Here is an 18,157-nt window from a genome sequence, read left to right as displayed (position 1 = left end):
GTTAGCGTTAACGGTTCAACATTCCTTGTCGCCTTGCGTCTTTCCACCGCCATGCCGCCGCGTGCGGCCTTGTGCAGGGCAGGGTGGCGTGCCAGATCCCTGCGCGAAAGGATCACCCCATGACCGACCTGCCTGTTCTGCGCCTGCGCCCGAAGTCCAAGCCCCAGGCGATCCGCCACGGCTTCCCTTGGGTCTTTGCCGACGAGGCCGTGCTGGATCGTCGCAGTCGCGCGATCCCGGCAGGGGGTTTTGCCGTGCTGGAGGATGCCGAGCGCAAGCCGCTTGGGCTGGTCACGGTGAACCCCAACTCGAAGATCGTCGGCCGGATGATGGATGCCGATCCGCAGGCGCTGATTGACGGGAACTGGCTGAAGACCCGGTTGGCGCGCGCGTTGCAGATGCGTGAGCGGCTTTACGACGCGCCCTTCTATCGCCTGGTCCACGCCGAATCGGACGGCCTGCCGGGCCTGGTGATCGACCGCTTCGGGGATGCTGCCGTGATCCAGCCGAATGCAGCCTGGGCTGACCGTATGGCCCCGCAGATCGCCGATGCCTTGGCCGAGGTTGCGGGTGTGACGACGGTGATCCTGAACGGGCAGGGTCGCGCGCGCGGCCTGGAAGGGCTTGAGGAACGGATGGAGGTTCTGCGCGGAGAGGCGCCGACAGAACCCGTGGCAGTGCCCATGAACGGCGCGACCTATCTGGCCGATCTGATGGGTGGGCAGAAGACAGGCCTGTTCTTTGATCAGCGCCCGAACCAAGCCTTTGCGCAGCGGCTGGCGAAGGACGCGTCCGTGCTGGACGTGTTCAGCCATGTCGGCGGCTTCGGCCTGGCCGCCCTGGCGGCCGGTGCGGTGCGGGCGACCTGCGTCGATGGCAGCGCGGCGGCGCTTGACCTGGCCAAGGGCGGCGCGGTGCGGATGGATGCATCAGGCCGGCTTGAGACGATCCAGTCCGATGCCTTCAAGGCGATGGAGAAGATGGCCGACGAGGGCCGCCGCTTCGACGTGGTGGTCTGCGACCCGCCCGCCTTCGCACCCGCAAAACCTGCGTTGGAGGCTGGTCTGCGCGCCTATGAACGCGTCGCCAAGCTGGCTGCGCCGCTGGTCGCGCCCGGCGGCTATCTGGTGCTGTGCAGTTGCTCGCACGCCGCCGACCTGACGGCCTTTCGCAATGTCAGCGCGCGCGGGATCGGGCGCGGCGGGCGCAGGGGCGTGCTGATCCACACCGGGCAGGCCGGTCCCGATCATCCGATGCTGCCGCAACTGGCCGAGACGGGCTATCTCAAGGCGCTGTTCTTCCGGCTGGACTGATGCGCGCGGTTCTTGACGCCAATGTCCTGTTCCCGACCATCCTGCGAGAGATCCTGACCGATCTTGCAGGGGCGGGCCTGTTCACGCCCCTGTGGTCGGCGCGGATCCTGGACGAATGGCGCCATGCAGCCGCCCGGCTGGGTTCCGACCAGGACGCCGTGGCGGGGGCCGAGATCGCCTTGCTGCGAACCCGCTTTCCCGCAGCCCAGGTTCCCGATGACGGGATACGCGCGATCGATCTGCACTTTCCGGACCCCGCCGACCGCCATGTTGTCGAAGCCGCCCTGGCTGGCAGCGCGTCGCTGGTGGTGACCGCGAACCTGCGTGACTTTCCGCAAGGCCTGATGGCGGGGCTGGGCCTGCGGGCGATCCATCCCGATGCCTTCCTGCTGGACCTGTTGGCCCAAGATCGCAGCGGCGTGACTGCGGCCGTGGTTGCCGCGCGTGACAAGGCTGCGGCGATGGGGGGTGACATGACGGTGCCGGTCATGCTGAAACGCAGTCGACTGCCACGGCTGGCCAAGACGCTGAAAGGTTGATCCGAGGTGCTGTTAACGCTAACGAAAGATATGGCGATCCCCAACCGCAAGGAGGACAGCATGGTTTCACGCGTCATTCCGGTCGATGATTTCGATCTGGTCATCTTTGGTGCCACCGGCGATCTGGCGCAGCGCAAGATCCTGCCCGGCCTGTACCGCCGTTTCGTGGCAGGGCAAATCCCCGCGACCTCGCGCATCATCGGCGCGGCCCGCACGGAACAGGATGACGCGGCCTTCCGGGCCGAAGCCGCAAAGGCCGTCCAGGAGTTCGGAGGCGTCGCGGCCGACGACCCGCATCTGAAGCAGTTCCTGGATCTGCTGGGCTATACGCCCATCGACGCCAAGGGCGACGGCGGCTGGGCCCATCTGAAGTCGCGGATGCGCCCCGGTGCAGTCCATGCCTTCTACTTCTCGGTCGCGCCCGCCTTGTTTGGCGATATCGCCAGCCGCCTTGCCAGCCACGGGATCGCTGATGAGAACAGCCGCATCGTGGTGGAAAAGCCTTTCGGCCGCGACCTGGAAACCGCGCGCGCCTTGAACGCGACGCTGGCGTGCCATTTCCGGGAAGAGCAGATCTACCGGATCGACCATTACCTGGGCAAGGAAACCGTCCAGAACCTGATGGCCGTCCGATTTGCCAATATCCTGTTCGAGCCGCTGTGGAATTCGCAATACGTCGATCACGTCCAGATCACGGTCGCGGAGACCGTGGGCGTGGCCGGGCGCGGCAGTTATTACGACAAGTCCGGCGCGATCCGGGACATGGTGCAGAACCACATGATGCAGCTTCTGTGCCTGATCGCGATGGAGCCGCCCTATCACTTCGACCCCAATGCCGTGCGCGATGAAAAGCTTAAGGTGATCCGCGCCCTGCAGCCCGTCGAACCGGGCGACATCGTGCGGGGGCAGTATCAGGCGGACGGCAAGTCGACCGGCTACATCGAAGATTCGGAAAACCCGGATTCGCGGACCGAAAGCTATGTCGCGATGAAGGTTTGCATCTCGAACTGGCGCTGGCAGGGCACGCCCTTCTATCTGCGCACCGGCAAGAAACTGCGGGCCCGGACAAGCGAGATCGCCATCGTCTTCCGTGAACCGCCCCACTCGATCTTCGACGACAGCGGCGCGCCCAAGGCGAACGAGCTTGTCATCCGCCTGCAACCGAACGAGGGTATGAACCTCAAGGTGATGATCAAGGAACCGGGGCCGGGAGGGATGCGGCTGGTGCAGGTGCCGCTGGACATGTCCTTCGCCGATGCGCTGGGCGCCGATGGCAGCGATATGCCCGACGCCTATGAACGGCTGATCATGGACGTGATCCGCGGCAACCAGACGCTGTTCATGCGGGGGGACGAGGTCGAGGCCGCCTGGGCATGGACCGATCCGATCATCGCCGCCTGGGAAGACAGCAAGCGGCGGCCCGAACCCTATGACGCGGGATCCTCGGGGCCCGAAGAAGCGTTGCGTCTGCTGCATCGCGACAACCGCCGATGGAGGGAAATCCGCGCATGACGATGGAACTCAAGGAATACCCCGACCGAGAGATGCTGGCCCTGTCGCTGGCCGACCAGATGGCATCGCAACTGGCGCAGCAGCTGCGGACGGGGGAGAAGGCCAGCCTCTGCGTGCCAGGCGGCACGTCACCGACGCTGGTGTTCGAGACGCTGAGCGGGGCGGATATCGACTGGGGGCGCGTGACGGTTTTTCCGGGCGACGAACGCTGGGTGGACGGGGAACACAAGCGGTCGAACGGCCGCCTTCTGCGCCGCCACCTGCTGCGCGACCGGGCAGCGGCCGCCCGGTATATCGACCTGTACACCGGGGATCCGACCCCGGACGAGGCCGCGCCTTCGCTGGCCGACGCGATCCGGCCGCACCTGCCGATTACCGTCGTCCTGCTGGGCATGGGCAACGACATGCACACGGCCAGCCTGTTTCCGGGCGCCGACCGCCTGGCCGAGGGGCTGGCGGCCGACGCGCCCCTTGTCCTGCCGATCCGGGCCGAAGGGGCCGAGGAACCGCGCATCACCTTGACCCGGCCTGCGCTTGCCGACGCGATGAACTTGCATGTCCTGATCATGGGCCCGGAAAAGCGCGAGGCGCTTGAACGGGCGCAGAAGCTGGACCCGATCGAGGCGCCGATCCGTGCCTTCCTGGATATCGCGACCGTTCACTGGGCCGAATAGGCGCCCGAAGGAGCCTTCAAAATGACCGACATCTGGACCCGCCTGAAATCTCATCGTCAGGCGCAAGGCGACAGCCGGATCTCTGACCTGTTCGACGCCGATCCAAACCGTGCCAGCACGTTCTGCACCACGGCTGACGGGATGGTCTTCGACTGGTCCAAGACCTTGATCGATGCAAGCGCGCGCGACCTGCTGATGGCCTTGGCCGAAGGTGCCGATGTGGCGGCCCGCCGCGAGGCGATGTTCACGGGCGAGAAGATCAACGAGACCGAACGCCGTGCCGTGTTGCACACCGCCCTGCGCAACCTGCGGGGCAGCGTGGTGGTGGACGGCCAGGAGGTGATGCCCGCCGTGCGCGAAACGCATGACCGCATGGCCGATTTCGCCCGCGACGTCCGGTCCGGCGCCTTCACGGGGCAGGGGGGAAAGATCACCGATGTGGTCAATATCGGCATCGGCGGGTCGGATCTTGGCCCCTACATGGCGGTTCTGGCGATGGCCCCCTATCATGACGGGCCGCGCTGCCATTTCGTCAGCAACGTGGACGGCGCCGACATCGCCGACACGCTGAAGGGACTGGATCCGGCCACCACCCTGGTCATCGTCGCGTCCAAGACCTTCACCACCATCGAGACGATGACCAATGCCCAGACCGCCCGCGACTGGATGGGCCGCATCGTGACCGACCCGGCCGCGCAGTTCGTGGCGCTGTCCTCGGCCACGGGCAAGACGGCCGAGTTCGGGATCGATCCGTCGCGCGTCTTCGGCTTCGAGGACTGGGTCGGCGGGCGCTATTCTGTCTGGGGGCCGATCGGGCTGTCGCTGATGCTGGCCATCGGCGACGAACGCTTTGACGAATTCCTGGCGGGCGGTGCGGCGATGGACGCCCATTTCCGCGCCGCGCCCTTGGCGGAAAACCTGCCGGTGCTGCTGGCACTGGTCGGCATCTGGCACCACCAGATCTGCGGCTATCCCACACGCGCCGTCTTGCCCTATGACAACCGCCTGCTGCGGCTGCCCGCTTATCTGCAGCAGCTTGAGATGGAGTCGAACGGCAAGCGCGTGGCGATGGACGGGACCGACCTGACGGTGGTGTCGGGCCCAGTCGTCTGGGGCGAACCCGGCACCAACGGCCAGCACGCCTTCTATCAGTTGATCCACCAGGGCACGACCCCTGTTCCCTGCGAATTCATCCTCGCCGCCAAGGGACACGAGCCCGACCTGGCGCATCACCACATCCTGCTGGCCGCCAACTGCCTGGCCCAGTCCGAGGCCCTGATGCGCGGCCGCACGCGGGAGGAAGCGCGCGCGCTGATGCAGGCCAAGGGGCTGGAAGGCGCGGAACTGGACCGTCAGGCGCGACACCGCGTGTTCCCCGGCAACCGGCCCTCGACCACGCTGCTGATCGAACAGCTGACGCCCTTCACCCTGGGCCAGATCGTCGCGCTTTACGAACACCGGGTCTTCGTCGAGGGCGTAATCCTGGGGATCAACAGCTTCGACCAATGGGGTGTGGAACTTGGCAAGGAACTGGCGCTGAAGGTCGAGCCGCTGCTGAAGGGCGAGGACGCGCCGGGGCATGATGCATCCACCGAGCATCTGGCGCAGGTCTTCCGGCGGATGCGCGGGTAGAAAAGGCCGGGGGCTTCGCGCCTCCGGACCCCCGCGGGATATTTCCCCACAGAAGATGTTACCAATGCGGCGGGCGCTGATCGGCCAAGGGGATGGTGCCTTCGGCATCGGCCTGCTGTTCGGCGGCGAAACGCATCAGCATTTCGACCCGGCGGGTCAGCAGCGCGATTTCGCCGTCCTGGCGGGCGATGACCTCGTGCAGGTCGTCGGTCACGCGTGTCAGGTGCGCCAGCGCTTCTTCAAGCTGGCGGATTCGCGTTTCGCTATCCTTGTCCATATCGGCCCCTTCGGTTAAGGCAGCCACGGATTTGGCCGGAAAGGCAGGACCATGGCGAAAGATCAGAAAAAACAACCCCGTCCCAAGGCGGAAACGCCCAAGGGCTTTCGCGACTATTTCGGCGCGGATGTGACGGAACGCAAGGCGATGCTGGACCGGATCGCCGAAATCTATCACCGCCATGGCTTCGATCCCCTGGAAACCAGCGCCGTCGAGACGGTCGAGGCCCTGGGCAAGTTCCTGCCCGACGTGGATCGCCCCAACGCCGGCGTCTTTGCCTGGCAAGAGGAAGCCGTGCCCGGCGGCGGGTCGGGCGACTGGCTGGCCTTGCGATACGACCTGACGGCGCCCCTGGCGCGGGTGGCGGCGCAGTTCCGCAACGACCTGCCGTCGCCCTATCGCCGCTATGCCATGGGTCCGGTCTGGCGGAACGAGAAGCCGGGGCCGGGGCGGTTCCGGCAGTTCTATCAATGCGACGCGGATACGGTGGGGTCGGCGTCAGTCGCGGCGGATGCCGAGATCTGCGCGATGCTAGCCGATGCCTTGGAGGCTGTAGGCATTGCACGGGGCGACTACATCGTCCGGATCAACAACCGCAAGGTGCTGAACGGCGTACTGGAGGCCGCTGAGGTCCGCGCCGAGCAGGCCGAGGATGTGCTGCGCCAGATCGACAAGTTCGACAAGGTTGGCCGCGACGGCGTGCTGGCGCTGCTGACCACGGGCCGCAAGGACGACAGCGGCGCCATGATCGAGGGGGTTGGGTTGAGCGAGGCGCAGGCCCAGCCAGTGCTGGCCTTCCTGACCTCGAAAGGCGCGGACAACGCGGCGACACTGGGGAATTTGCGCTTGGCGGTCGGCGCTTCGGCTGTCGGGGCAGAGGGCGTGGAGGAACTGGCCCAGATCGCCGACATGCTGGCCGCGATGGGCGTGGCCGAGGATCGGGCGGTCATCGATCCCTCGATCGTGCGGGGGCTTGGCTATTACACCGGTCCGGTCTTCGAGGCCGAATTGACCTTCGAGATCCTGGACGAGAAGGGCCGCAAGCGGCAGTTCGGTTCGGTCGCGGGCGGCGGGCGATATGACGGGTTGGTCGAACGCTTCACGGGCCAGAAGGTGCCCGCGACCGGGGTGTCCATTGGCGTGGACCGGCTGCTGGCCGCCTTGCGCGCCAAGGGGTTGGCGGGGGCCGAGGCGCAGGGGCCGGTGGTCGTCACGGTGATGGACCGCGACCGGATGGCAGACTACCAGGCCATGGCGTCCGAGTTGCGCGCGGCGGGCATCCGGGCCGAGGTTTATCTGGGCAACCCCAAGAACTTCGGCAACCAGTTGAAATATGCCGACAAGCGCGGCGCGCCGGTGGCGATCATCCAGGGCGCGGACGAAGCTGCGCGCGGTGTCGTGCAGGTCAAGGATCTGGTCCTGGGCGCAAAAATAGCAGGTATAGCGTCGCTGGAAGAGTGGAAGTCTAACCCCACACAAGTTGAGATTTCGCGTTCAGAATTGGTCCGGGGAGTGCTTCAAATCCTTCACAACATACAACACGTTTCCAAGCCAATGGCGAAGCTGTAGTATGACTATCCCCAAGCGCGACAAGCAGGCCATCGGCCAGCGCTTCCTGGCGGCCTTCCGCGAGGCCGGCGCCGCCGAGGTCGCGCCCGACATCCTGCTGCCCGCCGATACGCTGCTGGATCTGTATGGCGAGGATATCCGCGCGCGCGCCTATACCTCGACCGATCCCTTGCGGGGCGAGGTGATGCTGCGGCCCGACTTCACCGTGCCGGTGGTGCAGAGGCACATGGCGGGCGGGGCGGAACCCGCGCGATACTGCTATCTGGGCGAGGTCTTTCGCAAGCAGGATCCGGGCGAGGAGCGCCCTGCCAATCCGCGTGACAACGAATACCTGCAGGCGGGGTTCGAGCTGTTCGCTCATGACCGAGAGGCCGATGCCGAGGTCTTCGGGCTGTTCCACCGGCTGCTGGCCCCATATGGCCTGCAGGCTGTGACGGGCGACACGGGGCTGCTGATGGATGCGGTCCGGGCGCTGCCGCTGTCGGGCGCCCGCCGCGATGCCCTGCTGCATCACCTGTGGCGGCCCCGCCGCTTTGCGCGGCTGCTGGCGCGGTTCTCTCGGCCCGCCGAGGCGCGTGATCTTCCCTCGACAAGCGCGCCGTGGGCCGGGCTTCGGGGCGAGGATGAGATGCAGGCCCGGATCGACCGGCTGCTGGCAGACCGGCACGCGCAGCCGCTTGATCCAGCCTGGATCGCGCGGCTCGAGCGGCTGTTTGCGGTTCGTGCGCCGCTGCCAGGGGCCTTGGCAAAGCTGCGGGACCTGGTTGCGGAATGGACCGAGCTGGGGCCGGCGGTCCTGCGCATCGAGGAGCGGATGGCGATGCTGTTGGCCCAGGGCGTCGCCCCTGACGCGATCCTGTTCGACGCAAGCCATGGGCGCCAGACGATGGAATACTACGACGGCTTTACCTTCAGCTTCGTCGCACCTGATCGCCCGGCCTGGCCGCCTGTCGCCTCGGGCGGGCGCTATGACGCGCTGACGGCCGTCCTGGGGCGCGGCGGCCGTGCGATCCCCGCCGTGGGCGGCATCATCCGCCCCGGCCTTGTCGCCGAACTGGAGGCCGCGCGATGATACGGCTGGGGGTGCCGTCCAAGGGGCGGCTGATGGAGCAGACCTTCGACTGGTTTGCCTCACGCGGCGTGGCGCTGTCGCGCAGCGGCTCGGATCGCGAATATGCGGGCCGGGTCGAGGGTGCGGAGGGGGTGTCGCTGGTCCTGCTGTCGGCGGGCGAGATCCCGCGAGAGCTTGCCGCAGGACGGATCGAACTGGGCGTGACCGGCACCGACCTGGTGCGCGAGAAGCTGGCAGGATGGCGGTCGGATGTGGTCGAGGTCGCGCCCATGGGCTTCGGCCATGCCGACCTGATCCTGGCCGTGCCGGAATGTTGGCGCGATTGCGAGGACCTGGACGATTTTGCGTCTATCGCCCGTGATTTTCGCGCCGTCCATGGCTTCCGGCTGCGGATCGCCACCAAGTATCACCGCCTGGTGCGCGCCTGGCTGGCCCATCACGAGGTGGCGGATTACCAGTTGGTTGATTCGCAAGGTGCGACCGAGGGCACGGTCGCCAACCAGACCGCCGAAGCCGTGGCCGACATCACCTCGTCCGGAGAAACGCTGCGGGCCAACAACCTGAAGATCCTGGGAGAGGAGCCAATCCTGCGGTCGCAGGCCACGCTGTTCGCCAACCGCGCGGCGCTTGGTGATGTGCGGCCGTTTCTGGCGCAGCTTGGGGTGGAAGCGTAGCCGAGGGCTGTCTGCCCCCACGCGCTTCGCGCGTTCCCCCGAGGATATTTGGGCAACGAAGAAGCGTCAGAGGCCGACGAGCGCGCGGGCGAAATCATTGGCGTCGAAGGCATCCAGGTCGTCGATCTGTTCGCCTACGCCGATGGCGTGGATCGGCAGGCCGAAACGGTCGGCCAGGGCCACCAGCACCCCGCCGCGCGCGGTGCCGTCCAGCTTGGTCATCACCAGGCCCGAGACGTCGGCCAGTTGCCGGAAGGTTTCCACCTGGTTCAGCGCGTTCTGGCCCGTGGTCGCGTCCAGCACCAGCAGGGTGTTATGCGGGGCCGAGGGATCCTTCTTGCGGATCACGCGGACGATCTTGGCCAGTTCCTCCATCAGGTCCTGGCGGTTCTGCAACCGGCCGGCGGTGTCGATCATCAGAAGGTCCGCGCCTTCGGCTTCGGCGCGCGTCATGGCATCAAAAGCGAGGCTCGCGGGGTCGCTGCCCTGCGCGGCGACCATAACCGGCACGCCCGCGCGCTGGCCCCAGACCTGCAACTGTTCGACCGCCGCCGCGCGGAAGGTGTCGCCCGCCGCGATCATCACCGATTTGCCGGCCGCGCGGAACTGGCTGGCCAGCTTGCCGATGGTGGTGGTCTTGCCTGCGCCGTTGACGCCCACGATCAGCACGACCTGCGGCTTTTTCGGGTAAAGCGGCAGCGGGCGCGCGACCGGGGTCATGATGCGAGTGATTTCACCGGCCAGCAGCTCCTTGAGTTCGGTGGCCGACAGGCGGCGGCCCATGCGTCCTTCGGCAATGTTGGCCGTCACGCGCAGCGCCGTGTCCACCCCAAGATCGGCCTGGACCAGCATGTCCTCCAACTCCTCGAGCATCGCGTCGTCAAGGGCACGGCGCGGTTCCTCGGGGCGGGCGGGGGCAGTGCCGAACAGCCGCCCGACAATCCCCGCGGATGGGGTGGCAGGTGCTGCGGGCGAAACGGGGGCCGAAAGCGGGGTATCGGCCAGGGTCTCGGGCGAAGACGCGGGCGCATCGACGATGTCGTCCAGTCCTTCGCCGATCTTCGAGGAAGACCGGGTCAGCCGCTCGCGCAGTTTCGAGAAGAACGACATGCTTTGCACCTTTTCAGCCCAGCGGCGAACCTAATCCCTGCGGCCCGAAAGGAAAAGGGCAGCCGGGCCAGCCGTACCGGGCAAATCGCTGCTTTCCCCCGGACATGACCTGCGCTAGACCCTGCACCGGACATTTTTCGGGGAATGGAAGGACCGTTCATGGCCAATGTGGTGGTTGTCGGCGCGCAATGGGGCGACGAGGGCAAGGGCAAGATCGTCGACTGGCTTTCGGAACGGGCCGATGTGATCGCCCGCTTCCAGGGCGGCCACAATGCCGGGCACACGCTGGTCATCGGCGAGAAGGTCTTCAAGCTGTCGCTGCTGCCCTCGGGGATCGTGCGCGAGAACAAGCTGGCCGTGATCGGCAATGGCGTGGTGCTGGACCCTTGGGCGCTGTTTTCGGAAATCGACAAGCTGGCTGGGCAGGGCGTCGCGATTTCGACGGCAAACCTGATGATCGCGGAAAACACGCCGCTGATCCTGCCCTTGCACCAGGATCTGGACAAGCTGCGCGAGGAAGCGGCCGGCAAGGCCAAGATCGGCACCACCGGCCGCGGCATCGGACCGGCATACGAGGACAAGGTCGGCCGCCGCACCATCCGCGTGGCGGATCTGGGCGATGAGGAAACGTTGGATGCGCGGCTGGACCGCCTGCTGGCCCATCACGACGCCCTGCGCCAGGGTCTGGGCGCCGAACCGATCGACCGGGCGGAACTGAAGGCCAAGCTGATGGAGATCGCGCCGAAGCTGCTGCCCTATGCCCAGCCGGTCTGGAAGATCATGGCCGATGCCCGCAAGGCCGGAAAGCGCATCCTGTTCGAGGGCGCGCAGGGGTCGCTGCTGGACATCGACTTCGGCACCTATCCCTATGTCACCAGCTCAACCACCATGTCGGGGATGGCGGCTTCGGGGACCGGAATGGGTCCGTCGGCCATCGGCTTCGTGCTGGGGATCGTGAAGGCCTATACCACCCGCGTGGGCGAAGGTCCGTTCCCGACCGAGTTGCATGACGGCGACGGGCAGCGTCTTGGCGAACGCGGGCATGAATTCGGAACCGTCACGGGGCGCAAGCGGCGCTGCGGCTGGTTCGACGCCGTGCTGGTGCGCCAGACCTGCGCGATCAGCGGCGTGAACGGCATCGCGCTGACCAAGCTGGACGTGCTGGACGGGTTCGACACGCTGAAGATCTGCGTGGGGTATGAGATCGACGGCGTGAAATATGACTACCTGCCGACGGCGGCCGCATTGCAGGCCAAGGTGAAGCCGATCTATGAAGAAATGGAAGGCTGGCAGGAATCGACGCAAGGCGCGCGCAGCTGGGCCGATCTTCCGGCGGCGGCGATCAAGTATGTCCGCCGGGTCGAGGAGCTGATCCAGTGCCCGGTCGCGCTGCTCTCGACCAGTCCCGAGCGGGAGGATACGATCCTTGTGACGGATCCGTTCTCGGACTGAGGCGGGCGGGCAGGAAAGGGCACGCGATGAACCTGAAGACACGCAAACGCCTGTCGCTGCTGATCCTGGTCATCGGCCTGCCGCTTTACATCGTGGCGGCGGTCATCCTGGTGAACTGGATGGACGCCCGCCTGGGCCGCCAGCCGATCCTGGTCGAGGTCGCCGTGTACGTGGGGCTTGGCATTCTCTGGATCCTGCCCTTCAAGCGCGTCTTCTCTGGCGTCGGTCGCGGGGAATGATTCCGCCCCTGGTCATTTCAGACCGGGGGGTTACCGTGATCGGGGGCGGCACGGCTTCGGCCTATGACCTGCAGACTGCCCTGGCGGTGGCGCCGATGCTGGTGGCTGCGGATGGGGGCGCAGATCGGGCCCTGGCCTTGGGGCAGCCGCCGGATTGGGTCATTGGGGATCTGGACAGCATCACGCCCCAGGCGCAGAAGCTGATCCCCTCGGGGCGGATCCATCATGTGGCCGAACAGGACAGCACCGATTTCGCCAAGTGCCTGACACGCATTGCCGCGCCCTTCGTCATGGCGGTGGGCTTTGCCGGTCTGCGGCTGGATCACACCCTGTCGGCGCTGACCACCATGGCCAGCACACCCCGGCCCTTCGTGATCCTGCTGGCTTCCGACGACGTGGTCTTCGTGGCGCCGCCCCGGCTGACGCTGCCCTTGATGCCGGGAACGCGGGTGTCGCTGTATCCCATGGGACCGGCGCGCGGGATCAGCACAGGGCTAGAATGGCCGATCGAGGGGATCGAGTTCGCGCCGGGCGGGCGGGTCGGAACCTCGAACATGGCGAAGGGCGTCGTCACCTTGCGGATCGAAGGCAAGATGCTGCTGATGCTGCCGCGCAGCACGCTGGCATCCGTCATGACGGCTCTGCGCCTGCCGGCCTGAAGCCGATCAAAGCCCCGTGCGGCGGTTGCCGCCTTGGCCCGGATGGCTTATCTGCAAGATGCGAACCCGCGGAGGCCTTGCATGTCGCTGAACCCGATCCGTCCCTGGCGCAATATCGAGCGGCGGAAGTCCCGACAGATCATGGTCGGCAATGTGCCTGTGGGGGGCGATGCCCCGATCAGCGTGCAGACCATGACGAATACCAACGGACATGACGTGCGCGCGACCCTGGACCAGGTGATCCGCGCCGCCGATGCCGGTGCTGATATCGTCCGCATCAGCGCGCCCGACCAGGAGACGACCCGCGCGCTGCGCGAGATCTGCCGCGAAAGCCCGGTCCCCATCGTGGCCGACATCCATTTCCACTACAAGCGCGCGATCGAGGCCGCCGAGGCGGGCGCCGCCTGCCTGCGCATCAACCCAGGCAATATCGGCGACGAAAGCCGCGTGCGCGAGGTCATCAAGGCGGCCAAGGACCACGGCTGTTCCATCCGCATCGGCGTGAACGCCGGATCGCTGGAACGCCACCTGCTGGAGAAATATGGCGAGCCTTGCCCGGACGCGATGGTGGAATCGGGGCTGGATCATATCAAGATCCTGCAGGACAATGATTTCCACGAATTCAAGATCAGCGTGAAGGCCTCGGATGTGTTCCTGTCCGCCGCCGCCTATCAGCAACTGGCGGACGCGACGGATGCACCGATTCATCTGGGCATCACCGAGGCCGGGGGCTTTGTCGGCGGCACGGTGAAGTCGGCCATCGGGCTTGGCAACCTGCTGTGGATGGGCATCGGCGACACGATCCGCGTCAGCCTGTCCGCCGATCCGGTCGAGGAGGTGAAGGTCGGGTTCGAGATCCTTAAGTCGCTTGGCTTGCGGACGCGGGGGGTGCAGATCATTTCCTGCCCGTCCTGCGCGCGGCAGGGCTTTGACGTGATCCGCACCGTCGAGGCGCTTGAAAAGCGGCTGGAGCACATCAAGACCCCCATGTCGCTGTCGATCATCGGCTGCGTGGTCAACGGTCCGGGCGAGGCGCTGATGACCGATATCGGTTTTACCGGCGGCGGCGCGGGTAGCGGCATGGTCTATCTGGCAGGCCGCCAAAGCCACAAGATGACGAACGAGCAGATGATCGACCATATCGTGCAACTGGTCGAGGACCGTGCCGAGAAGATCGAAGCGGAAGCAGGCGCGCAGACGGCTGCCGAGTGATGGATGCCGCGGCGGCCGGGGGCGCTTCGCCCCCCGGACCCCCGAGGATATCTCGGCACAGAAGATGAAGCGCGTCAGCCGCCGGTATGGCTCATGTGGCGGGACATCTGGCCCGCGACGGTTTGGCGGGAATAGTCGAAGTCGTGGCCCTTGGGCTTGTGCGCAATGGCCGCGCGGATGGAGTCCTTGACCACCGCATCTTCAGGTGACGCTCTGAGCGGGGCGCGAAGGTCGGCGCGGTCTTCCTGGCCCAGGCACATGAACAACTCTCCGGTGCAGGTCAGGCGCACGCGGTTGCAGCTTTCGCAGAAATTGTGGGTCAGGGGGGTGATGAAGCCGATCTTCTGCCCGGTTTCCTGCAGCCGGACATAGCGGGCAGGGCCGCCGGTCCGTTCCGCCATGTCGATCAGCGTGAAGCGTTCGACTAGGCGTGCCCGCAGGTCCGACAGCGGCCAGTATTGATCCAGCCGGTCCTCGTTCCCCAGGTCGCCCATCGGCATGACCTCGATGAAGGTCAGGTCGTGGCCTTCGTCGCCGCACCAGCGAACGAGGTCGAAAAGCTCGGCGTCGTTCACGCCCTTCAGCGCGACGGCATTGATCTTGACGCTTAAACCCGCGGCCTTCGCGGCCTTGATGCCGTCCAGCACCTGCGCCAGACGGCCCCAGCGGGTGATCGCCGCGAACTTGTCCGGATCGAGCGTGTCGAGCGACACGTTGACCCGCCTGACCCCGCAGTCCACCAGCTCGCTGGCAAAGCGGCCAAGCTGGCTGCCATTGGTCGTCAGGGTCAGTTCGTCCAGGCCCTTGCCCAGATGGCGCGACATCGAGCGGAAAAAGCTCATGATGTTGCGACGGACCAGGGGTTCGCCCCCGGTGATGCGCAGCTTCTGGACGCCCAGGTCCACGAAGGCGCTGCACAGGCGGTCCAGTTCCTCAAGCGTCAGAAGATCGGCCTTGGGAAGGAACTGCATGTGTTCCGCCATGCAGTAGACGCAGCGGAAATCGCAGCGATCCGTGACCGATACCCGAAGATAGGTGATCGGCCGGGCGAAGGGGTCGATAAGGGGGGCCGCTTGCTGCATGGCCCCAATCTAGGCGCGCGGGCTTCCGCAGGCAAGGCGCCATGGTCTGGTGCGGCCGCGCAGGGCAGGCTAGGCTGACCCGGAAACGGGACAGAAGGGACGACCCATGCGTATCACCACCGCCATTCCGACGCTGATCCTGACCGGGGGACTGCTGGCGGGTTGCACCCCGGGCGCGATGATAGCCAGCCGCCCCGCCGAGGCTCCGGCTACCCAGATGACGGCCGAGCAGGTCGCAGCCGCCACTGCGGTGACCCGGGCCCCTGCGCCGCGGCCGGCAGCACGCGCGACTGCTGCGCAGCTTGACACGACCACGCCCGAACAGCGCGCGGCAGCCGCAAGACCCGCCGAAGCTGCCGAAACCCGGCTGGGCACCACCATCGCGTCGCTGGGCAATCCGTCCGAGGGCGGTTTCTGGATCAAGACGCCTCTGGTCAAGGAACGCGGGCTGGGCCGGATCGTCGATCCCAGCACCGGCAAGTCGGCCAAGGTGGACCTGATCCCGCTGGACGGGCCAGAAAGCGGCGGGTCGCAGGTATCGCTGCCCGCGCTGCAACTGCTGGGCGTTTCGTTGACCGACCTACCCTCGATCGAGGTTTATCGGTCCTGAACCAGCCTCAGCGCTTCCTTGCGCGCGAAAGGCTTCATCAGCGCCCCGTGATCGGCCAGAAAGGCCTGCACGCGGGGCGCATCGCGTTTCGACAGGTCGCGCAACCACCAGGCAATGGCCTTCTGGATGAACCAGTCGCGGTCATTGGCAAGCTGCGCGGCCCAGCCGAGGACGCGTTCGCGGGCGGCCAGATCAGCAGGCTTGGGGTTGTTCATCTTGGCCCAGGGCAGGGTGCCCACCAGGGCGGCGCGGCGGGTCCACTTGTTGGGGTGGGCCAGCCAGGCCTCCACCTCGTCCAGCCTTGCAGGATCGGCCACAAGCCGTTTCTGTCCGGCGATCATGGCGCTGTCGGCGATGGCCCAGCCGTCGAATTCGGGCACCCAGCCCGCGATCAGCGACCAGACGGCCTTGTCGGGGCGGATGCGCGCCTGCGTCAACAGCTTGGCAGCAGCCACGCGGGCTTCATGGATGTCGCTGTCCCACAAGCCCCGCGCCAGCGCCACGCGGTCATCGACATCCCGCGACGCCCGCCATTCGGCGACCAGATCGTCCAGTTGCGGGTTCGCCACCCCAAGGTAGACCCTGGGCGCCTTGTGATAGGTCAGCATCTGTTCGGCCTTTTCGGGATCGGCCAGGGCTTTCAGCGCATCCAGTTCGGTCATGGGAACCTCCGTTCCCGCGCTTCTAGAAAGCCGGGTGGCCGGGTGCAAGAACGGGCTGGCCGGACAAGGGTGGTGGCGCTAAAAGAACCGCGCAATCAACAGGTGTGCCCATGTCCCATTCGTCCGAACCCCGCCCGATGACCGCCCGCCGCAGCGGACCGCTGCGCGGCACGGCCCAGGTGCCGGGCGACAAGTCGATCAGCCACCGGGCGCTGATCCTGGGTGCGCTGTCGGTGGGCGAGACGCGGATCACAGGCTTGCTGGAAGGGCAGGACGTTCTGGACACCGCCAAGGCGATGGCTGCCTTCGGCGCGCAGGTCGAACGGCTGGGCGAGGGCGAGTGGTGCGTCCACGGCGTCGGCGTCGGAGGATTTTCCGAACCCGAGGGCGTGATCGACTGCGGCAATTCGGGCACCGGGGTGCGGCTGATCATGGGGGCCATGGCCACGACGCCGATCACCGCGACCTTCACCGGGGACGCCAGCCTGTCGCGCCGCCCGATGGCGCGGGTGACAGATCCGCTGGCCCTGTTCGGCGCGCAGATCACCGCGCGGGAAGGCGGGCGGCTGCCCATCACGATACAGGGCGCGGCCGATCCGCTGCCCCTGCGCTATCGCACGCCGGTGGCCAGTGCGCAGATCAAGTCGGCGATCCTGCTGGCGGGCCTCAATGTCCCGGGTGAGACGGTGGTGATCGAGGCCGAACCCACCCGGGATCATTCCGAACGGATGCTGGCGGGCTTTGGCGCGGATATCCGCACCGAAACCACGGCCGAAGGCCATGTGATCACGCTGCAAGGACGCCCCGAACTGCGGGCACAGCCCGTCGCCGTCCCGCGTGATCCGTCAAGCGCGGCCTTTCCCGTCGCCGCGGCCTTGGTGGTTCCCGGTTCCGAAATCCGCGTTCCCGGCGTCAGCCGCAACCCGACGCGCGACGGCCTTTATGTCACGCTGCTGGAAATGGGCGCGGACATCACCTTCGAGAACCCGCGCGAGGAAGGTGGCGAGCCCGTGGCCGACCTGGTGGTCCGCCACGGCCCACTGAAGGGCGTCACGGTTCCCGCCGAACGCGCAGCCAGCATGATCGACGAGTTTCCGATCCTGTCAGTGATCGCAGCCTTTGCCGAAGGCGCAACGGTGATGAACGGCGTGGCCGAGCTGCGGGTGAAGGAAAGCGACCGGATCGACGCGATGGCGCGGGGTCTGGAAGCCAATGGCGTGCGGGTCGAGGAAACGCATGACAGCATGACCGTTTACGGCATGGCGTCGGTGCCCGGCGGCGGCACGGCCGTCACCCACCTGGACCACCGCATTGCCATGTCCTTCATGGTGCTGGGCCTTGCGGCCGACGCGCCGGTTTCGGTGGACGACGGATCGCCCATCGCGACCTCGTTCCCGTCCTTCGTGCCCTTGATGCAGGGGCTTGGCGCAGACCTGGGCTAGACCCCGCGTTCGTCGAACTTGGCCTCGATGTTGTTGCCGTCGGGGTCGAGCAGAAACGCCGCGAAATAACCAGGGTGATAATCGCGCAGGCCGGGCGCGCCGTTGTCGGTGCCCCCTGCCTGCAGCCCGGCCTTGTGGAAAGCATGGACCTCTGCACGAGACCGGGCACGGAATGCAAGGTGGATCCGGCTTGGCGGGGCATCAACATCGGCCTGGTCCAGGTAGAACCCGTCCAGTTCAAGCCAGTCCCGGCCGCTGTCGGCCTGATCGCTTCGGCCAAGGGCATCGAACAGCGCCAGGTAGAATGTCCTGGCCTTGTCGAAATGCGCCACCCTCAGATGAACATGATCAATGAATTGGGTCGCTTTTTCGGTCATGGGCGCCTCCGCGACTGAAACGCGAAGGCGCCCCGTTGGTTCAGGGAACT

19 protein-coding genes are annotated in these 18,157 nt (G+C 66.5%); 14 read left to right on the top strand and 5 right to left on the bottom strand.

From position 1 onward, the window contains the following. Positions 1-119: 119 nt before the first annotated feature. The 5 genes from IE224_RS01650 to pgi are packed head-to-tail and all read left to right on the top strand — an operon-like array spanning position 120 to position 5,670. Positions 120-1,313, top strand: coding sequence for an RSP_2647 family RNA methyltransferase (locus IE224_RS01650; RefSeq protein ID WP_191307449.1), 1,194 nt, complete (start codon positions 120-122; stop codon positions 1,311-1,313). Then, the gene (locus IE224_RS01645; RefSeq protein ID WP_191307447.1) at positions 1,313-1,852 is read left to right on the top strand and encodes an RSP_2648 family PIN domain-containing protein; all 540 of its coding nucleotides are present in this window, start codon (positions 1,313-1,315) and stop codon (positions 1,850-1,852) included. Before IE224_RS01650 ends, IE224_RS01645 begins: the two co-directional genes overlap by 1 nt. Before the next feature lie 60 nt (positions 1,853-1,912). After that, entirely contained in the window at positions 1,913-3,364 is a 1,452-nt protein-coding gene (zwf, locus tag IE224_RS01640) for a glucose-6-phosphate dehydrogenase (RefSeq protein WP_191307445.1), read from the top strand. Positions 3,365-3,366: 2 nt separating this feature from the next. After that, positions 3,367-4,038: a 6-phosphogluconolactonase gene (pgl, locus tag IE224_RS01635; protein ID WP_191307684.1), complete on the top strand. Its 672-nt coding sequence runs from the start codon at positions 3,367-3,369 to the stop codon at positions 4,036-4,038. Positions 4,039-4,059: 21 nt separating this feature from the next. Then, positions 4,060-5,670, top strand: coding sequence for a glucose-6-phosphate isomerase (gene pgi / locus IE224_RS01630; protein WP_191307443.1), 1,611 nt, complete (start codon positions 4,060-4,062; stop codon positions 5,668-5,670). 58 nt (positions 5,671-5,728) lie between these two features. Here pgi and IE224_RS01625 read toward each other — a convergent pair whose 3' ends face one another. Then, positions 5,729-5,947 carry a SlyX family protein gene (locus IE224_RS01625; RefSeq protein ID WP_167622196.1) on the bottom strand — a complete coding sequence of 73 codons (219 nt, stop codon included), beginning with the start codon at positions 5,945-5,947 and terminating at the stop codon, positions 5,729-5,731. A gap of 51 nt (positions 5,948-5,998) precedes the next feature. Here IE224_RS01625 and hisS point away from each other — a divergent pair, with 51 nt between their 5' ends. Genes hisS through hisG form a run of 3 tightly spaced genes read left to right on the top strand, consistent with a single transcriptional unit; the run spans position 5,999 to position 9,262 of the window. Then, on the top strand, positions 5,999-7,516 hold the full coding sequence (gene hisS / locus IE224_RS01620) for a histidine--tRNA ligase (protein WP_191307441.1): 1,518 nt from the start codon (positions 5,999-6,001) through the stop codon (positions 7,514-7,516). 1 nt (position 7,517) lies between these two features. Continuing rightward, on the top strand, positions 7,518-8,588 hold the full coding sequence (locus IE224_RS01615) for an ATP phosphoribosyltransferase regulatory subunit (RefSeq protein ID WP_191307439.1): 1,071 nt from the start codon (positions 7,518-7,520) through the stop codon (positions 8,586-8,588). Then, positions 8,585-9,262, top strand: coding sequence for an ATP phosphoribosyltransferase (hisG, locus tag IE224_RS01610; RefSeq protein ID WP_191307437.1), 678 nt, complete (start codon positions 8,585-8,587; stop codon positions 9,260-9,262). The genes IE224_RS01615 and hisG overlap by 4 nt, the downstream gene beginning before the upstream one ends. A gap of 66 nt (positions 9,263-9,328) precedes the next feature. Here the strand turns inward: hisG and ftsY are convergent, their stop codons facing one another. Beyond that, positions 9,329-10,372, bottom strand: coding sequence for a signal recognition particle-docking protein FtsY (ftsY, locus tag IE224_RS01605; RefSeq protein WP_191307435.1), 1,044 nt, complete (start codon positions 10,370-10,372; stop codon positions 9,329-9,331). Between the two features lie 159 nt (positions 10,373-10,531). Here ftsY and IE224_RS01600 point away from each other — a divergent pair, with 159 nt between their 5' ends. The 4 genes from IE224_RS01600 (at position 10,532) to ispG (ending at position 13,934) form a co-directional block, all read left to right on the top strand. After that, complete coding sequence (locus tag IE224_RS01600) at positions 10,532-11,824, top strand: adenylosuccinate synthase (RefSeq protein ID WP_191307433.1); 1,293 nt, start codon at positions 10,532-10,534, stop codon at positions 11,822-11,824. Positions 11,825-11,850: 26 nt separating this feature from the next. Continuing rightward, positions 11,851-12,063 (top strand): DUF2842 domain-containing protein, encoded by a 213-nt coding sequence (locus tag IE224_RS01595; RefSeq protein WP_191307431.1) that lies wholly within the window; start codon positions 11,851-11,853, stop codon positions 12,061-12,063. Continuing rightward, the gene (locus IE224_RS01590) at positions 12,060-12,722 is read left to right on the top strand and encodes a thiamine diphosphokinase (RefSeq protein ID WP_191307429.1); all 663 of its coding nucleotides are present in this window, start codon (positions 12,060-12,062) and stop codon (positions 12,720-12,722) included. Before IE224_RS01595 ends, IE224_RS01590 begins: the two co-directional genes overlap by 4 nt. Positions 12,723-12,803: 81 nt before the next feature. Then, complete coding sequence (ispG, locus tag IE224_RS01585; protein WP_167622188.1) at positions 12,804-13,934, top strand: flavodoxin-dependent (E)-4-hydroxy-3-methylbut-2-enyl-diphosphate synthase; 1,131 nt, start codon at positions 12,804-12,806, stop codon at positions 13,932-13,934. A gap of 74 nt (positions 13,935-14,008) precedes the next feature. Here the strand turns inward: ispG and moaA are convergent, their stop codons facing one another. Beyond that, positions 14,009-15,016, bottom strand: coding sequence for a GTP 3',8-cyclase MoaA (moaA, locus tag IE224_RS01580; RefSeq protein WP_191307427.1), 1,008 nt, complete (start codon positions 15,014-15,016; stop codon positions 14,009-14,011). A 106-nt stretch (positions 15,017-15,122) separates the two neighbouring features. Here moaA and IE224_RS01575 point away from each other — a divergent pair, with 106 nt between their 5' ends. Then, entirely contained in the window at positions 15,123-15,626 is a 504-nt protein-coding gene (locus tag IE224_RS01575; RefSeq protein WP_229849199.1) for a hypothetical protein, read from the top strand. On the opposite strand, the gene IE224_RS01570 is transcribed toward IE224_RS01575, so the two are convergent. Then, positions 15,614-16,288 (bottom strand): DNA alkylation repair protein, encoded by a 675-nt coding sequence (locus IE224_RS01570; RefSeq protein WP_191307425.1) that lies wholly within the window; start codon positions 16,286-16,288, stop codon positions 15,614-15,616. The genes IE224_RS01575 and IE224_RS01570 overlap by 13 nt on opposite strands. Positions 16,289-16,398: 110 nt before the next feature. Here IE224_RS01570 and aroA point away from each other — a divergent pair, with 110 nt between their 5' ends. Next, the gene (gene aroA / locus IE224_RS01565; protein ID WP_191307423.1) at positions 16,399-17,730 is read left to right on the top strand and encodes a 3-phosphoshikimate 1-carboxyvinyltransferase; all 1,332 of its coding nucleotides are present in this window, start codon (positions 16,399-16,401) and stop codon (positions 17,728-17,730) included. Here the strand turns inward: aroA and IE224_RS01560 are convergent. Continuing rightward, a complete protein-coding gene (locus tag IE224_RS01560; protein WP_191307421.1) occupies positions 17,727-18,107 on the bottom strand; it encodes a VOC family protein in 381 nt (126 codons plus the stop codon). The two genes, aroA and IE224_RS01560, sit on opposite strands and share 4 nt — an antisense overlap. Between the last annotated feature and the right edge of the window lie 50 nt (positions 18,108-18,157).

The sequence above is a fragment of the Paracoccus aerius genome (genome assembly GCF_014656455.1).
GTDB lineage: Bacteria > Pseudomonadota > Alphaproteobacteria > Rhodobacterales > Rhodobacteraceae > Paracoccus > Paracoccus aerius.
Note: the sequence above shows the minus strand (reverse complement) of the source record. Positions and strands in the feature narration are given on the sequence as shown.

Bases quoted from the DNA above. Each gene is read 5' to 3' on its own strand.
- ispG (WP_167622188.1), top strand. From the start codon at position 12,804: ATGTCGCTGAACCCGATCCGTCCCTGGCGCAATATCGAGCGGCGGAAG.
- ftsY (WP_191307435.1), bottom strand. From the start codon at position 10,372: ATGTCGTTCTTCTCGAAACTGCGCGAGCGGCTGACCCGGTCTTCCTCG.
- IE224_RS01615 (WP_191307439.1), top strand. From the start codon at position 7,518: ATGACTATCCCCAAGCGCGACAAGCAGGCCATCGGCCAGCGCTTCCTG.
- zwf (WP_191307445.1), top strand. From the start codon at position 1,913: ATGGTTTCACGCGTCATTCCGGTCGATGATTTCGATCTGGTCATCTTT.
- pgl (WP_191307684.1), top strand. From the start codon at position 3,367: ATGGAACTCAAGGAATACCCCGACCGAGAGATGCTGGCCCTGTCGCTG.
- IE224_RS01650 (WP_191307449.1), top strand. From the start codon at position 120: ATGACCGACCTGCCTGTTCTGCGCCTGCGCCCGAAGTCCAAGCCCCAG.
- IE224_RS01570 (WP_191307425.1), bottom strand. From the start codon at position 16,288: ATGACCGAACTGGATGCGCTGAAAGCCCTGGCCGATCCCGAAAAGGCC.
- hisS (WP_191307441.1), top strand. From the start codon at position 5,999: ATGGCGAAAGATCAGAAAAAACAACCCCGTCCCAAGGCGGAAACGCCC.
- IE224_RS01600 (WP_191307433.1), top strand. From the start codon at position 10,532: ATGGCCAATGTGGTGGTTGTCGGCGCGCAATGGGGCGACGAGGGCAAG.
- IE224_RS01590 (WP_191307429.1), top strand. From the start codon at position 12,060: ATGATTCCGCCCCTGGTCATTTCAGACCGGGGGGTTACCGTGATCGGG.
- moaA (WP_191307427.1), bottom strand. From the start codon at position 15,016: ATGCAGCAAGCGGCCCCCCTTATCGACCCCTTCGCCCGGCCGATCACC.
- IE224_RS01645 (WP_191307447.1), top strand. From the start codon at position 1,313: ATGCGCGCGGTTCTTGACGCCAATGTCCTGTTCCCGACCATCCTGCGA.
- aroA (WP_191307423.1), top strand. From the start codon at position 16,399: ATGTCCCATTCGTCCGAACCCCGCCCGATGACCGCCCGCCGCAGCGGA.
- hisG (WP_191307437.1), top strand. From the start codon at position 8,585: ATGATACGGCTGGGGGTGCCGTCCAAGGGGCGGCTGATGGAGCAGACC.
- IE224_RS01625 (WP_167622196.1), bottom strand. From the start codon at position 5,947: ATGGACAAGGATAGCGAAACGCGAATCCGCCAGCTTGAAGAAGCGCTG.
- IE224_RS01575 (WP_229849199.1), top strand. From the start codon at position 15,123: ATGCGTATCACCACCGCCATTCCGACGCTGATCCTGACCGGGGGACTG.
- pgi (WP_191307443.1), top strand. From the start codon at position 4,060: ATGACCGACATCTGGACCCGCCTGAAATCTCATCGTCAGGCGCAAGGC.
- IE224_RS01560 (WP_191307421.1), bottom strand. From the start codon at position 18,107: ATGACCGAAAAAGCGACCCAATTCATTGATCATGTTCATCTGAGGGTG.
- IE224_RS01595 (WP_191307431.1), top strand. From the start codon at position 11,851: ATGAACCTGAAGACACGCAAACGCCTGTCGCTGCTGATCCTGGTCATC.